This window comes from Pedococcus soli (assembly GCF_054782575.1).
This window is the reverse complement of sequence record NZ_BAAGSF010000004.1, coordinates 1340814-1355782: the sequence shown is the minus strand read 5'-3', so window position 1 is coordinate 1355782 and position 14969 is coordinate 1340814. Positions and strand designations below refer to the sequence as shown.

The window sequence follows — 14969 nt, the reverse complement described above, 5'->3', positions numbered from 1 at the left end:
AAGGGCGTGTGTTGAGCGCGTCAGTCTCGAGCGATTGACATTTTCCCCACCGCAGCGTCTACCCCTTTGACCGGCCGATTCCCGGAGCCGGCGGAGCAGGGAGATCACCATGACACACAACCGCGGATGGCTGGTGCAGTTTCACGTCGAGGAAGCAGCCGAGGCGATAGCTGACTTCGTGGACGACGGGATCGACCTCACCTACCCCGCCGTTTCCCGTCACCTGGAGCACGTCTCCGTCGGCGACGTCGTGGTCTTCTGGGTCGCTGGCACTGGCAAACGGGCGGGCGTCTACGGATACGGCACGGTCGCGGGACCCGTGCAGGAGCGAGAGCACCCCGTGTCCTACGGCGACCCACACGGCCCCCGGACCAAGCGACCCTCCGTACCAGTCACGATCACGTCAATGTTCGACCACGTCGTCATCCGACGAACCGACATCAAGGGCCTGCCAGCCTTCGCGGATTTCGAACTCTTCCGCATGCCCAACCGGCCGAATCTCTTCGAGGTCACTGCTGCGCAGATGGCGCTGATGGTCGATCTCACTGAGGCCGCCCCAGCAACCGCCTGATCATCTCCCCATTTCCCCAAACACCGCAGGAGCAATCTGATGAGAACCGTGAAGCTCAACCGAGACGAGTTCATGAACGCGGTCACCATCAACCGCGACAACCACCGCGCTGTATTCGAGGAAGCCCTCGAGGGATATCGCACTCGAATGATCCGAGAACTGGAGCGGCGCATCCGCCACGTGCGCACCGGGCGGGCCGTGGACCAGTACCTCCGCCTACCCGAACCCGAGGACCACACGGCCGACTACGACCGTGTCCTGACCATGGCCGCCATGTCTGTCGACGACATTGTCGAACTGACATCCGAGGACTTCGCTATGTACGTCATGGATCAGTGGAACTGGAAGCAGTCCTTCTCCGAAACCACGGGCCTCTACAGGTGATGGTTCGGCTCACGTCGGGCCGATCACCAGGTCGCCCTCTCACGGAAAGCATGACCGGGTCCTGAGCTACCCCGACGCGACCGCGGCGCGGCCGACCTACTGGTCGACGTGGCCACTCCGGTTCACTCACGCCGCCGCGCCATACGGAAAGAGGCGTGAGTGAACCGGCGGGACCGTTGGTTACGAAGTCGCGACGTTGACAGCACGCATGGGAAGAACCCTGAGCCGGCCGTCACGCTGCTTGATCAGGGTGATTTCCAACTGATGGTTGTCCGCGGCGCCGGTTGGCAGTTCGACCGCGGCCAGCTCTCGAAGGCGCACGGGCCAACGCAGCAACTCATTGACCTCCCCCCGCGTCATGACCTTGTCGATGAATCCAGTTGGCGGTCGAACGCGCAACGCGGCCATGCCGTCCAGGAGGCCCTTGAGGTGCGCTTCCAAGTCGTCGACAGATTCTTGCTCGCTTCGCAGCATCTGTGTGAATCTCTGAAAGCCCGTGTCCGGTGAGCGCTGGGCATGATCGACTGCTTGGAGAACAGCCACGCGCCTCTTCAAAGCGATGGCCAACGTGGCCATGCGCACCTGCACACGGAACTCCCCTGTTTCGTGCTCGATACCCGTAAAAGCCTTCTTGAGCTCGGACGTCGTGGCACCTGCGGAAGTCAAGGGTGCGAGTCGCTTGTGCCAGTCGTTGGTACGACGAAGTGCGGTAGCGACGGCTGTGTCGATCGTGTTCACTGCACTGTCCAGACCGAGAGAGTGCCCGATCTCGCCGCCATCGAGCAAAACCGCGGTCGCCTTCTGGATGGCCTGTTCGCAACCTGTCAAGCGGTCACGCTCAGCTTCGAGCTGTGATTGGTGCAAGCCCTTGAGCAAGTCCGTCACTCGCTCGATGGCCTGCCGCCTCTGCTCCTCGGCATGGATGCTCGCTGCCGTGGCCAGTGCCAAGATGACGAGCGGGCCAGCCACAGCAACCACGCTTGCTCCCGCTGCTGCTGTCGCTCCTGCTGCTGCGGTCCCTGCGGGCTTTGCGGCGCTTCCGGTGGCGCGCACGAAGGTGGCATTGGCTACTACGCCCTTCGCCCCGAGAATGCTGCTGTGGATTCCCTCCTCGACGGCTTTCGACGGCATGGACCGGGCAAGTCCCTGGCCAAGCTGGGCAGCAACGCTCGGCGGAACAACCATTCGGTAGAGGACTTCACCACCGACCGCGGCCGGTGGTGCGGCAGTGGGTGAGCCATTTCGGACCAGGTCGGACAGATGCCGCGCCAAGGGGCTTGCGGCGTCCAGAATCCGGCCTCCAGAAGGAACCGAGTCGGCCGGGACTGGATGTGCCTCGACAGTGACCAAGGGCATGTCGAGGAACACGGCCAAGGCGTTGCGCAGCTGGTCAAGCCGTTGCGGTGTCATCTCGCCCGCGAGATCAGGAATGTCGACCTCGCGATCGCGAGATGTTGACTCCGCCGCCACGAGCCACACAGGCGTTGCGGAACCTCGCTCGTCGGTCATGGCTGCCCCTCAGTTCGATCAAACAAGAGATCGAAGACTAGGCGACAACTCCACTGTCGGTGCGAAACTTGAAAACGCGTCACGATGTCACATGATGTCGCTTGACAACAGGTGAGAACTCCGCGACTCTTCTCACACACGACGTCGCTCGACGTCACATGTGAGGAGCAGAAGATGAAGACCACGCTTGAATGGCAGGACGAGATCGTCCTGCTCCCCGTCCCCCTTCGCTACGCGCAGCAAGTGGCCGAGTTCTCGGCATCGTTGGCCGCCGGACTCACCCCCACCACTCCCGAATCCGCAGCAGATGGCGAGGAAGCAGTCGTCGTCCCAGGACAAGGGGCGTGGACTACGGACATGGTGGACCGGCTCGCCGACGCGGTCACCTACGAGGCGGTTCTTGCCCTGATGGACAGCTGCGCGAGCCAGCGTGGCCAGTGGGTCCCAAAGTCCGAGGTAGAAGAGGTTCACAGCTTCTCGGCCATCCAGCTCCGGAACGAGCTCGGCGCCCTGAGCAAGAAGTCCATCAAGCTGTTCGGCGAGGCGATCTGGCCGATGGAGTGGAAGAAGGAGCGAGGCGCGTACTCCTACCGGATGGACACGGTGGTCGCTCAGTGGTGGACCGATGCCCGGAAGGGGACGATTCGATGACTATGCAGGTCTGCCACTTTCACGCCGACGAGGGCGTGCGCGGGACTCGCGTCGATGACGACGGGATGATGACGTTCACCTGCCCGTTGGCAGATGGACACCCCAAGTCGGGTCCATACACGTGGCTGCATGTCCCGACTCCTCCGGAAATCCCCGCCATCGGTGGGCTGGCCGCAGAGCTTGGTCTCGCGGTGGAACTGCCCGCTGCGCTGCGCGCCTTCAGGGGAAAGTGGGTGGAGTACGGGGTGCTGGAGCACGCCTATGCGACTGCCAACCCTGAGGACTTCACGTTCCTCGTGGATCGTTATGGCCACACGGCGATTAGGGCGAAGCCCTACACCACGTCCGCGTTCCTGGCGAGGACCCTCAGCGACCTGAGTCGAATCGGCAGCGTCCTGTTTCATTGGGGGCCTTCCACCGGACGTTGGAGCTACAACTCGGGTACTTCTTGGTGGGCTCTTGCCCCGGAGCCCGACTGGTCCCAGCGCCTGTCGTGGGCAGAGACCGGCCGCTCGATGGACTACGTGCCAGGCAACCAGGAGTGAGTTCGGCCTCAGCCACCCTCGCGGAACTCGATACGCACGTCCTCGAGGCGGCGCCCGTCTGGGAGCCGCCAAAAAGTCCATCCGTTTTGACTTCGTCCGAGGACGTGCCGAGCCGAACCGGACGGGCTGTCAAAGTCCTTGCCGTCCACCTGGATGCGGCCACCGGGTAGCACCGTGCCCCTGACTTGGGCGTGCTTTCCGCCAGACGCCGTGAGTACGGTGCCGACGGCGATCGCGTCTGCCTGTACGAGGTGCTTCAGCTCGATGTAGTCAGCCGTCGGGCGGGCGTCGTCGCGAAGCTTCCCGGCGTGTCCTTCTGGGACTGGCCAGGTCTGGAGGATGGCTTCGATCAGTGCTTCAGTGCGCTTGTCGATGAGGTGCTCATCCCAGCCGTCTACTGCGTCGCGCAGGATCCGCCGATTCATCAGGATCACGTCGTGACGCTCAAGATGGGAGAGCTTGCCGCCGTCCCCCAGCCACGGTCCGTTGGACACCTTGGCGTTCAGGGACCCGGTGAGCAGCGTGAGGTTACCCAGGACATGGACGTGTTCCTGGCGTTCCGCTTCATCCTCGAGATCGGTGACAGGCCAGTAGGTCTGCCACTTCTGCGGCAGAAGGTGCTCGATGTGCAGCACACCTCGCGGGACGCGCGCCCCCGTGGGGGATGGTCCCGCATGAGTGAAGGACCGGGCGTGGTCCTCGGCCGCCTCGAGCACCATGCGCAGACGTCCCCGCTTGAACCGGCGGTACGCCGCCAGGGTACGCAGCCCCTGCTCAACCTCCGTATCGCCGGGCCAATAGGTGCTGGCGCTGTCCTGGCGAGCCAGGTACGCGGCAATGTGGTCTCCGACCTGGTCTGGAGCGGCGTGGGAGTTCGTGCTGATGAGATCGGCGACGACTCGACCGAGGTCAGCGCTGGCGAGGCGAAGCAGAGCTCGGCGGACCAACCAGCTCTGGACAGCTCCGAGTGCTCGTTCGATCTGTTCCTGTGGAATGGCAGGCCGTTGGGGGTCGTGCAGCCATAGCAGCAGGGGCTTGGCGACCTCGGAGTCCATGGCCTGAGTGCGGTAGACGAACATCTCCACCGGCGTCAGCTGGGCATAGGGGTCATCGGCCCGCTCGACCCAGTGCTGGTACTGGGTGGCCTGCTGATGCAGGGTCGGCAGCAGCTGCTCCATGGGAGCAGTCATCTCGTGCTCGACGTAGTGCTTGAACCTGCTGAACGTAGCGCGAGGGCTGACCTCTTCACCGGTCTGAGCGCCCAGCCACTGACCCAGAAAAAGCGAGCTGCGCGGCATCAGGTAGCGGCCGACGCTGATCTCGCCCTCCCAGAACTTGGTCTCAAACAAGTGCCAGTAGGTCTGATACGCCTGCTCGGCCGCGGCCCCCTCCAGGGCAAGTCGCTGGAACACGAAGTTCTTGATGAGATCCGCCGCGCTCAGCGGCGTGCCTCGCGCGTTGAGCGTTTCGAAGATCTCCTGGGAGTCCTCGTCCGCCCTGAGTTCGATAACCACCAGCTGGAGGCCAGAGGTGAGCACGCCTGCCAAGGTGGCGCAACGCTGCTCGATCTGAGCGTCGCCGTCGCTCGAGGTCCATTCGGCCATCACCGCCGAGAAGTAGGCGTGGGCTTGGACGAGCCGACTGTCCTTGTGCTGGAGGCTGGCGTAGTCGACGGGCGTCTCGGCCGCCATCACCTCGTTGTAGGCCGTGCGGTCGCGGTTGGTGGGCCACACCTTGAACCGATCCTCGTCCTCTGACCAGAAATCCTCGGGATTCGCGGTCAGGCGCTGCAGCTGGCTCGCAAGTTTGGCCTGTCCATGACCGCTCATCACTGCGTGCGCGGCGTCGATAGCCACCTGGAGGGTGGTCAGGCGTTGCTGGCCGTCGATGATGGTTCGCCGCGGCAGTTGCCCAGCCGGGGCCGACTGATCCTGCAGTACCACCGCCCCCAAGAAGTGCGCAGGTATTGCCGCTCTTCCCTCCAAACGTCGCTCCGCTTGGCGCCGGATGTCGTCCCACAGCAATGACCACTGGCCGTCTCGGCTCCAGACGTATGGCCTCTGGAACAGGGGCACAAGCAGCCGCTGAGGCAGAAAGAACACTTCGGTAGGCGTCAGGACCAGCGTCTGCACGGGACCTCCAGTAGCACGAACTTCGTCATCGCCACAGTAGCCAGCCGCCCTGCTCAATGCGGACGAACTAGTCAGCCTTCCGCACGAGGAATCCAGGCTTGAGTCTGGCCGTTCGCGACTGGCTGTTGGGTGATTTCCGCAGCGACGGCCCAACGAGAAGGGCCAGCGTGGAGCGGCCTGCCCATCGGCGCGGAGTGCCCGACCGCCGCTTAGGGACGATCGAAGACCGATCGCCCTGCAACAAGCCAAGCAGGTCGCGGAGAGTACAGGTCCTTCAAAATCACCCTGGACGGCGTGGTCCGCTCGTACCACTTCGGCTGTCGGCCGGCGCTTCGCGCGGACTGGTAAGCCACAAGCCCGCCTGCAGCAGCAGTTCCGACAGCGACGCCGACCACCGCACCGAGTGCACCACCCATCGCCAGCAGTGGGGAGGCGCCAACCAGCTTCGGGGCAACCTGCTTCATGGTGAGTCCCGGAGCCGCCGATTTAAGGCTCGGCATCCAAGCGGCTCTCGCCACCGCGTCGACTTCCTTCATGATCTGCGCCTCGTTGGCAGGCGCTGCGATGCCTTGGTTGTCGTCGTGCAGCCACTTGTGGAAGTTCCCGGCATCCTGCGCCCTACCCCACACCGCCTCGTAGGCGAGGCGCATCTGCGAAGTGGTGAAGTAGCGCGGAAGAAGGTCGAATGCGGCGGTTGTCTCTTCGAGCTGCTGTCGCCAGTAGTCCAAGACGACCAAATCAACAGCATCACTGGTCGAATGTTCTTGCTCGGAATCGGGTCGAACGTGTCCGATGAGGTCGATCCAGTCCTTGGGCACATCATCAGGTTGAGTAGCACGCAGCTCCTGGTCCATCAGCGGCGTCGTCATCGGTACAGCCGCGGTGTAGATGAGGGTGAGCTCGCCGGCGACGTCGGTGAATGCGACTCGTTCAAGCCGCGCACGCCAATGGGGCAGGTTGTCGAACATTCGCGGGCCGCCCGTCCTGATCAGTTCCTCGGCAACCGCTCGAGGTTTAACTCCTGCATGCGCGCGAAGCCATTCGCCGGCCGGCCTGAAGGCAAGGAAGCCGAGATGCCCCGTTGAGGCGGGGAACAGGGCTACGGGCAAGACGACGACATTCACGTCGGGACTAGTCACATGACTATTTTCGCCGACTTTTGTTGTGAAATGCAACTCCACATGCTTTGATCTTGCCCATCAACAAGATCGCTCGTTGATGGTCGACATACACAACACCACAGGCGCACGTGCTGAACGTCGCCGTCACGAAAGGAACCCTTCATGAACATGACCTCCATTGGGACCGCCGTCGGACGGATCGCTCTCGACGTTGCGAGCGACATCATCCGCGCCGTGTTGGGCTCGGCCGCCCGGGCAGTCGTTGATCGGCTTATGAGTCAGGTGGGTCGTCTGGTCGACAGGGCGGTGCAGTTCCTACTTGAACGTCGGGGTGACATCAAGAACAAGGCCGCCGACACCGCGGAGTCGATGACCGAGTCCGTGGTGGACGCGCTCGTCGAGGCCCTGGGCCGCGCACAGGCTGAACTGGTCCGACTGCGGAGCACCCTCACCGTCGACGATGCACTTGCCGTGTTCTCTCGGCAGCTCGCACCAACAGCTCTTCACGCGTGAAGGGTGAGCCCCACCAACGTCATCCGTTTGAAGGCGTAGTGGGGCTCACTCGCTGACCGCTTCGGGAAGTGCACTGAGGCAATCTCCATCCGCGAAGCCATACCCTGGCAGGGCTCCACGCCCTTCGCAGAGCGCTGGAAGAATCCCTCTGACACGCTCGCGAGCCTTCCGCACAAATCGGCTTGCCCAGACGACGGGGGTGTCGGGGTTATCCGTGATCGGCGTGAACACGCTTCCAGATCCGCGCCACCCCATGCTCGACTTCGTCACAGCTGACCCTGTACCGGGTCCGGTCACGGGCAGTCGCGGTGATGGCGAACCACTGGTCCGCACGGATCTCGATGCACTCGATGCCGTGGTTCATCAGCAACGAGCCACAGATCGCCGTCACAAGGGGTCCGCCCGATTCCAGCAGGACTTCACGGACCCGACGGGTGACCTCCTCGGCAGCTGCCAGGTCCCGGGGAACGCAGGTGCACACCATTCCCAAGTCCACCGTGCAGAGACCCATGTCGCCGGGGGCTCCCTCTGGGGAGTCAGCGCCGTGCACGGCCGACGACCTGCTCGATGGCCGTCACGATCGTCGTCAATCGCAGGGTCGCGCACCCGTCTGATCGGAGACCCAACCGCAGGGTCATGGGCTCACCGAGCCTGCAGTCGACGGGGCCGAGCAGCGGGGTGATCTCGTTGTCGCGACGAAGCTGCGCAACCCCGATGTTGTCGCGGACTTCCCCCGCCCCAGGCTGGGCCGGTTGCCGCCGGATGGTGCGGTCGTTGAGGTCGATGTCGTAACGGGCTGTTTCGGTCCAGACCCGCCAACGGCCGCTCTCGCCGACAGCCGTCGCCGGCACCCCGTCGCCCCACCTCATCAAGGCCGCATGAGTCATATCGTCCTGATCGTCGGCGGACGGCGAGGACGACCACGTCAGTGGCTTCAGTGCGCCGTCACGCAGCTGGATCCGACCCGCACCTCCACAGTCGGGGCAGACAACCGAGCCCAACGCGTCCGGATCCAGCACCTCGGTGACGACGAACTCGCCGGCCAAGATCAGCGCCTGCGCGCAGCCGGCGCAGTACGGCGTTTGCGGCGTCGACTGCGCGCCATCGTCATGGACCCCCAGCGCCACCGCTGGCATGGCCTCATGCCCCCAGCTGCAGCACCGCAGTCGCGCCGACCCAGCACTGTCCACGGCCTCGCTCGTCATCGTCGCCGATCCCTCCTCGCCAGTCCTCTTCAGGGTGCGACTGCATGGCGTCGCTACTCAACGACTCAGGTCCGATGTCCCTCAATCACGCACTGGCTGTGGACGTTTCGTCAGCACCAGTGACTGGCGCAGCGTCGGTGTGCTGCTCTCGTTCCATGCCTGCGGAAACGGCCCGGAGGACGGGATCGGGGGCAATGCCGTGGACGGACACCAGATCACGGTGCCCGGCATGCCGTCACGCAGCCTCGGACACCGTTCGCTGGTTCCCCGCGCCTACCTCCACGACCAGTACCAGTTCGGGCTGGATCCGCGACCCGCTTGGACGCTGCCGGCAAACGGTGACCCCCGTTCCCTCCAGGTGGCCATGGTCACCCACGATGTGGTGTTGGCCCTGCGCTCGCGCAGCGACCGGGAACTGGCGCGTCGGGTATGCCAGCGGTTCGGGTTCTCCAAGCAGCTGTGGAGCAGGTGCCTGCTCGGGGAGTCATGGATGGGCGAGACCGTCCTGGCTGCAGCTGTCTCCGAACTGGTCACCAGATCCCCGCGCCCTCCTACCTGATTTCCTTGTGGGCTGGCGATGACCCGCCGGGTGCCGGAACCCCCCGTCTCGTCGAGCGGCGTCGCGCCCGCCTACGGCGACGGACTCGCGTTGCAGGAGGGGTGGCGGCTGGTGATCGCGGCATGGGGCCGGGACGACCTGATGGCCGAGCAGACCGGTGCCCGGTTGGAGGAGATCGGGGGAAGGTTCGTGACCCGCCTGACCAACTCCGGTCGCACCCACTGGGTCCAGGTGACCCAGGTCGACTGCCAGTCGTTCGTGCAGGCCACGACCAGGTCCTGCGGCAGCCCCAGCGTGGCGACCCAGCACCTGCGCCGGTCGACTGTCCGGGCCGTGTTCCGCACCTTGCGCGCCCGCGGACTCGTGGTCGGCGACCCGACCCTGGATCTGGTGCTTCCGCCGAGGGAACCGCGGGCGTACCGACCGTTGACCGATGACGAGGTGCTGCTGTGTCGGGCGAGCAGCCGGTTGGGCCAGTCAGGCGCGGCGAGTCTGCGCCGAGCTGTGGCCTGGGCCCTGGGGGAAGCCACGGCTGCAACCAGCGAGATCGGAGCGGTGCGCCTTGCCGATCTCGACTCGGCCACACGGCCGCGCTGGCTCACTCTGCACAACTCACGCCGGTACACCGCGAGGTTCGCGCGCCTGACGGATTGGGGCTCGCAGGTCGTGGCTCGGCAGGCTGTGGCGTTGATGGACTCGGGTGCCGACGGGTCGGCTTTGTTGGCGTACGGCGGCGCCGGGCCAGCCGGGGCGTATCTGGCTCAGGCATCGGTGTGCACCCAAGTCACCAAGGTTCTGAACCTGGCCGGACTCGGCGAAGACCCGGCAGTCCGTGCGAGGTCGTTGCGTGGCTGGGCCGGCGCGCGGATGTACAGCGCCGGCGTCCCCATCGAGCAGGTCGCGGTGCGGATGGGTTGTCACGGCCTGGACGCCACCGCAGCCGAGATCGGACTTGAGTGGAAACCGGCCGACCCGCTGTCCTAGGCCGTAGCGGGGTCCCGGACACTGCAGAGACCATCACGGCGCTGCTGCATTCGCCGGAGCTGTACGCCCTCGGCGAGCTGGTCCCGTCCCGCGCCGAGGTGGGACGTCCCCGGGTGCACCCGGGCTGGTCGGTGATGCTTTTCGGGGCACTCGCACGGCACTACCGTTCCGCCGCCCGGGCGCACGCCGAGCTGCACACACCGATGATCTGGGACCACACCCTCACACAGGTTGCCGAGGCGGGTGCAGCGCTCGGCATCAGCATCGCCCCCGCCGGGCAGCCACCGACGTGGGGGGCGTGGGTCACGGCGTGCAACACCCACCTGGCGACCGACGAGGGGCTCAGGCGCGTCAGCGCCGTCCATTTGCAGCAGGCCGTGGACCTGGCTCACGACATCGGGCTGTGCCTCCCGTCGTGCGGAGGATCGTGGTCACACCCAGCAAAGACCCGCACCGCTTACGGTGACGGCACCCTGGTCACCCCGATCTACAGGCCACCCACCGCGGTCCGGCACACTCTGGCCGATGGCACGATCGCCGTGCTCTATCCCGACCCAGAGACCGGCGAGCTGCTCCCGCAGCCGCGACGACGCTACGACCCGGACGCGATGGAACACCACGGCAAGGCCGGGCCGGCGCACGCGACGAACTACGTGGCCTGGCACGTACGAGGCGGGTCGTACTACGAGCGAGTCATCCTCACCATCGGCCGGGTCGAGGCGGCTGGTCGCGAAGCGGAGACCGCCGTGACCCTGCTGGGCGACTTACGGCGGGCCTTCGGCGATGAGCTTCAGGCCGTGGTCTACGACGGTGCGTTCCGGGGCGTTCACCTGGACCAGGTGATGCGACGCTACGGCTACGTTCCCATCTCCAAACCCGGCACGTATGCCGCCGCAGAAACCGCACCGTCTGCGGTGCGGTTACCGAACGGTCGATCCGCCAAGAGCTTCCCACTCGGGACATGGACTCATGACACTCCGACCGGTCCGTGCACACACATCCTGGCCGCCGTCAACGGCGCCGTCAGCGAGATCGGGCTCGACGAGTCGGGGGATCCGGTCCTGCTGGGGCAGTTGGCTCGCCGTCAGGTCAAGAGACCACGTCGCGCAGACGGCCGGTTCCACTTCAGCGTCGGCTATGAGATGCCGTGCCAGGCAGGGGCGTTCTGGGTCTGGGTCAGCCCGCACGCGGACCGCGCGGACTTGCACGCTCGGCGGTCGGAGAACGTTCGGATCATCGCAGCCACCGACCCGGACGGGCAGCGCATAGTCGGGATCCGTAGCGACGCCGAGAGCCACCACTACCACTTCAAACGCACGCTGCTGGTCGGGCGGGCCATGAGCTTGGGGTGGCGTCGCGGGTTGTTGGACCAGTACTGCTTCGCCTTGTTGAACAACTCCATCGTTCGGTGGCGCAGCACCCACGGCCAGCCTGCACTCACGCGCGGATGGACCGCCACAAGGGCACGACCGCACGGGGGCACACCATGATCCGCGACCGACGACTTCACCTCCTCTCTTGGGCCGCGTCCGTTCGTGTGCCGCCCCCGCGGGCGTGGCGTCGACTTACCTTCCACTGTGCAGTTCTCTATGTTCAGGTCCTCCGTCGCCTTCACCGTAGGCACGCGCGCTGGGGACTCAGGCGACTGTCGGGCATCGCGCGTCGCGCGCAATGGCCGGTTCCCTCCGCTGCTCGGATCTGCGTGGGCGTGGGCTGGCGCCTGGCAATCGTGTCTCTCATGGTTGCCATCGGTGCCCAGCAAGGCGGCGGGGACGCCGAGTCGGGCGTTGCCCGAGACGAGACCGTCGGTCTTGGTCCGGGGATGGGAGGGCGTTGGTTAGTTCGCACCAAACTGTCGGAGCACCTGTGGGACCTCGACCAGATGACCTACACCCGCCGTGCGGGGCCACAGTCCGTGGTCATGGCCTACGACAACGTCGAGGTTGCAATCACCGCCGTCGACCTCTGGCCCCGAGTGGGAGGCCGGAGCTTGGTCTGGTTCGACGACCCGCAGGACCCGACTCAGGAGCAGTGGCGACTCTGCTCGGCCATCAGGTCCATCACCCTTCTGGCGCCGAAGGCAGCGCCTGTCGACACGTCCTCCGACATCGACATCATGAATGAGCCTCAAGACTGAGCCCACGTTCCAGAGCCGAGGTCAGCGCCTCGAAGGTTCGTCCAGCGTCGAACACAGAAGGTCCACCAGGGATGCTGCCTCACGTGAGTCGGTCCCTGACATCACGGGGTCGGGGCAGGCTGCGAGGCCATTGTCAGGAAGTGGGCCAGCTCGTCGCCTCGGTCGAGATCGAAGTCTTCAATCCCGTCGGCAGTGGACTCGATCGCGTCGAAGAACGCCTCGTGCGCGCCGCCTTCGCCGGTGGGGTCCTCGGATGTGTCCCTCACGTAGATCAGGACGAACCGAGCGCGGCGTCCACCCTTCTTGAGACGAAGCACCCTTCCCATCCGCTGGATCATCTGCAGCCTGCGGGAGGAGGTGGCGACGATGACGCCGAGGTCAGCCTCGGGAACGTCGACGCCCTCGTCAAGAATCCGTGGGGCAACGACAGCGTCCAGCTCGCCGTTCCGAAGGCTCGTCAAAGCCGATTCGCGTTCGTCGTCGCTGGATTGACCGTGGATGGCCACTGCTCGCACACCCTCTTCCTGCAGGATCTGGGCGCCAAGTTCAGCACTGCTCACCCGCATGGTGAACACCAGGGCGCCACTGGCGGAGGCGATGGCTGGGGCTAGCTGACGCAGGGCGAGGACCTTGCCCTGCGCCATAGACAGGATTTCTGCCCTTCTGCTGAACGCTTCGAGGTAGCCCTTGGCCCACGTGCCCAAGATCGAGTAGTCGTCGCGAGCCAAGCCGGCGGTTGCCTCCATGAAGACCCCGAACGGTTCGGCTGGCACTCCCGATCGGATGAGGTTGCCGCGGTGGGTTCGGCATGCCTCGTCCGCGTCGTTGTAGTCCGCACGCTCTTCGTAGCTGAAGTCGACGCCGACCCGTGCGACGACGTAGTGGGCGACGATGCCGTCGGGCACCGCGCGTTCGTAGCCGATGCCAAAGACTGGAGGTCCCTCGAAGAATGCTTCGAGGTCACGCAAGCGGTTGTCGGATCGTTCGAACGTCGCCGTCAGGCCAAGGCGTCGTTCGTACCCACCGTCGAGTGCGTCTTGGAAGGTTGGGGCACCCACCCGGTGGCATTCGTCGACGATCAACATCGCGCGGGTGTCTGCGCCCAGGAGCTGGACCCGACGAAGGGACTGCACCGTACCGATCAGGACGTCGTGGTCCTTGAAGCTGTCCCGGTCTCCCCCGCCGACTCGCCCTACGCGACGGATGCCGTAGATGCGCAACATGCGGTGCCATTGCTGCATCAGGACGAGAGTCGGAACACAGATCGCCACCTTGATCCCTGTATCGACCGCCTCCGCTGTCGCCTCGATCCCCACGCGCGTCTTCCCGGTTCCCGTCACAGCCTCCACGACTCCGCATCGGCCGTGGCGTACCCATGCCTGAAGCGCCTCGTCCTGCCACGCGTAGATGGTGCTTGGCCTGCTGATGGAGGTGCTCCGGGCGAAGTTGGTGGTTTGGCGGGCCAGCGAGTCGGCGCGACGCTGCCCTTCGACCGTCAGGCGAAGCAGGCCGTCAGCGCGTGGCTCGATCAACGTGCCATCGGTCAGCAGGGCCGCGTAGTCGCCTGGGGGATGGTCTGGACATGGTTGCTGCCGAACAGCGGCCAGCACGTCCTCGGTTGCCATCGCAACGGCATCGTCGATCGTGTTCAGGATCGTCTTCAGATCTCGCCGGCATAACGGTGGCACCGGAAAACCAGACCAGCGTGGCTCCCCGCCCGGGGCCGAGCGACCGCCGCGAGCCTCGGTTTCTGTGCGGGACCGGCCGAGTCGGGGCAGTCGTTCCGAGAACGGTGAGTTCGCCATCACCTTCTCGGCGGTCCCACGCAGCTGCATCTCGGCCAAGTCGAGCGGGAAGGCGAAGGATCCAGGGCGCGACGTTGGTGTGCGTACCGGAACTCCGTGGCTGTCGACGGACTGCCGAAGCGCGGGTGTCAGACCCTCGCGGTCCATCACGACTCGCGCCCCGGAGTCTTCGTCATCCGCCTCCTGCAGCAGCAGCCTCGCACCCCCCAGAAGGGCGGGGACGCAGCCGAGCGAGACGCTCCGGACCAGGATCTCGCTGCCCGGCACATCCACTGCAAGTTCGTCGACGAGTGCGAGGGGATGGCAGGTGCAGACGAAGCCAGTCATGTCCGGCGCCCGGCCCGCGCCCAGGGCGGCGAGCCGCAGAGTGGCCCCGTTGCCGTCGAGGAGAATGCGAACGCCGATATCGTCGGCACGGACGGCCACGGGTTTTGTTACCTGCTGCTGAGCCAGCTCCTCGAGAGCCAAGATGATGCGATCAACGTCGTTCTCGGGCTGACCGTCGACACCAGTGATGGTAGTGCTGGGTTGCCAATCCAACGTCCAGAGGGCGGCTCGCCACGACTCCCGGCGTGCTCCCCGCAGAACTTCGTCCACGTCCTGCCCATCGCGGATCCGCGCCGCCGCAGTCCGCCCGTCCACCGACATGGCCAGATCACGCGGAGTCAGCCCGTTTGCCTTCCATCGGGCGGCGGCGTCGGCTTGGTCGAAGCCCAGCCCGGCAGAGAGGAACTGCTCTCGTTCGGCCCAGCTGATGCCAGCGGACTCCCACGTGGGGTTCCTCGGTGCGCGTCGGCCCTGCACCCGGCCCACTTCATCGATCGCCAACGTGTGCCCCCGTGCTCCCCGTGCC

General features: G+C 65.4%; 14 protein-coding genes. 9 read left to right on the top strand and 5 right to left on the bottom strand.

Features of this window, described 5'->3' with window-relative positions; translation table 11 throughout:
* The first annotated feature begins 109 nt into the window (after positions 1-109).
* Both ACYVKF_RS12500 and ACYVKF_RS12495 read left to right on the top strand, forming a co-directional pair.
* The gene (locus tag ACYVKF_RS12500; protein WP_460966716.1) at positions 110-571 is read left to right on the top strand and encodes an EVE domain-containing protein; all 462 of its coding nucleotides are present in this window, start codon (positions 110-112) and stop codon (positions 569-571) included.
* A gap of 39 nt (positions 572-610) precedes the next feature.
* On the top strand, positions 611-955 hold the full coding sequence (locus ACYVKF_RS12495; RefSeq protein WP_460966714.1) for a hypothetical protein: 345 nt from the start codon (positions 611-613) through the stop codon (positions 953-955).
* Positions 956-1135: 180 nt separating this feature from the next.
* Here ACYVKF_RS12495 and ACYVKF_RS12490 read toward each other — a convergent pair whose 3' ends face one another.
* Positions 1136-2464 carry a hypothetical protein gene (locus ACYVKF_RS12490; protein ID WP_460966712.1) on the bottom strand — a complete coding sequence of 443 codons (1329 nt, stop codon included), beginning with the start codon at positions 2462-2464 and terminating at the stop codon, positions 1136-1138.
* Positions 2465-2638: 174 nt separating this feature from the next.
* Between ACYVKF_RS12490 and ACYVKF_RS12485 the strand changes: the two genes are divergently transcribed.
* Positions 2639-3115, top strand: coding sequence for a hypothetical protein (locus tag ACYVKF_RS12485; protein WP_460966710.1), 477 nt, complete (start codon positions 2639-2641; stop codon positions 3113-3115).
* A complete protein-coding gene (locus ACYVKF_RS12480) occupies positions 3112-3660 on the top strand; it encodes a hypothetical protein (protein ID WP_460966708.1) in 549 nt (182 codons plus the stop codon). The genes ACYVKF_RS12485 and ACYVKF_RS12480 overlap by 4 nt, the downstream gene beginning before the upstream one ends.
* 8 nt (positions 3661-3668) lie before the next feature.
* Here the strand turns inward: ACYVKF_RS12480 and ACYVKF_RS12475 are convergent, their stop codons facing one another.
* The gene (locus ACYVKF_RS12475; protein ID WP_460966706.1) at positions 3669-5792 is read right to left on the bottom strand and encodes a GmrSD restriction endonuclease domain-containing protein; all 2124 of its coding nucleotides are present in this window, start codon (positions 5790-5792) and stop codon (positions 3669-3671) included.
* Positions 5793-6001: 209 nt separating this feature from the next.
* Positions 6002-6916 (bottom strand): NrtR DNA-binding winged helix domain-containing protein, encoded by a 915-nt coding sequence (locus ACYVKF_RS12470; protein WP_460966704.1) that lies wholly within the window; start codon positions 6914-6916, stop codon positions 6002-6004.
* 159 nt (positions 6917-7075) lie between these two features.
* On the opposite strand from ACYVKF_RS12470, the gene ACYVKF_RS12465 reads away from it, so the two are divergent.
* Positions 7076-7426, top strand: coding sequence for a hypothetical protein (locus ACYVKF_RS12465; RefSeq protein WP_460966702.1), 351 nt, complete (start codon positions 7076-7078; stop codon positions 7424-7426).
* A gap of 536 nt (positions 7427-7962) precedes the next feature.
* On the opposite strand, the gene ACYVKF_RS12460 is transcribed toward ACYVKF_RS12465, so the two are convergent.
* The gene (locus ACYVKF_RS12460) at positions 7963-8631 is read right to left on the bottom strand and encodes a hypothetical protein (protein WP_460966701.1); all 669 of its coding nucleotides are present in this window, start codon (positions 8629-8631) and stop codon (positions 7963-7965) included.
* A 139-nt stretch (positions 8632-8770) separates the two neighbouring features.
* Here ACYVKF_RS12460 and ACYVKF_RS12455 point away from each other — a divergent pair, with 139 nt between their 5' ends.
* The 4 genes from ACYVKF_RS12455 (at position 8771) to ACYVKF_RS12440 (ending at position 12311) form a co-directional block, all read left to right on the top strand.
* Positions 8771-9190, top strand: coding sequence for a hypothetical protein (locus tag ACYVKF_RS12455; RefSeq protein ID WP_460966699.1), 420 nt, complete (start codon positions 8771-8773; stop codon positions 9188-9190).
* 18 nt (positions 9191-9208) lie between these two features.
* Positions 9209-10174 carry a hypothetical protein gene (locus tag ACYVKF_RS12450; protein WP_460966697.1) on the top strand — a complete coding sequence of 322 codons (966 nt, stop codon included), beginning with the start codon at positions 9209-9211 and terminating at the stop codon, positions 10172-10174.
* 203 nt (positions 10175-10377) lie between these two features.
* Positions 10378-11664, top strand: coding sequence for a hypothetical protein (locus ACYVKF_RS12445; protein WP_460966695.1), 1287 nt, complete (start codon positions 10378-10380; stop codon positions 11662-11664).
* Between the two features lie 248 nt (positions 11665-11912).
* Positions 11913-12311 (top strand): hypothetical protein, encoded by a 399-nt coding sequence (locus ACYVKF_RS12440; protein WP_460966693.1) that lies wholly within the window; start codon positions 11913-11915, stop codon positions 12309-12311.
* Positions 12312-12412: 101 nt separating this feature from the next.
* Here ACYVKF_RS12440 and ACYVKF_RS12435 read toward each other — a convergent pair whose 3' ends face one another.
* Positions 12413-14944: a DEAD/DEAH box helicase gene (locus ACYVKF_RS12435; protein WP_460966691.1), complete on the bottom strand. Its 2532-nt coding sequence runs from the start codon at positions 14942-14944 to the stop codon at positions 12413-12415.
* Positions 14945-14969: the final 25 nt, after the last annotated feature.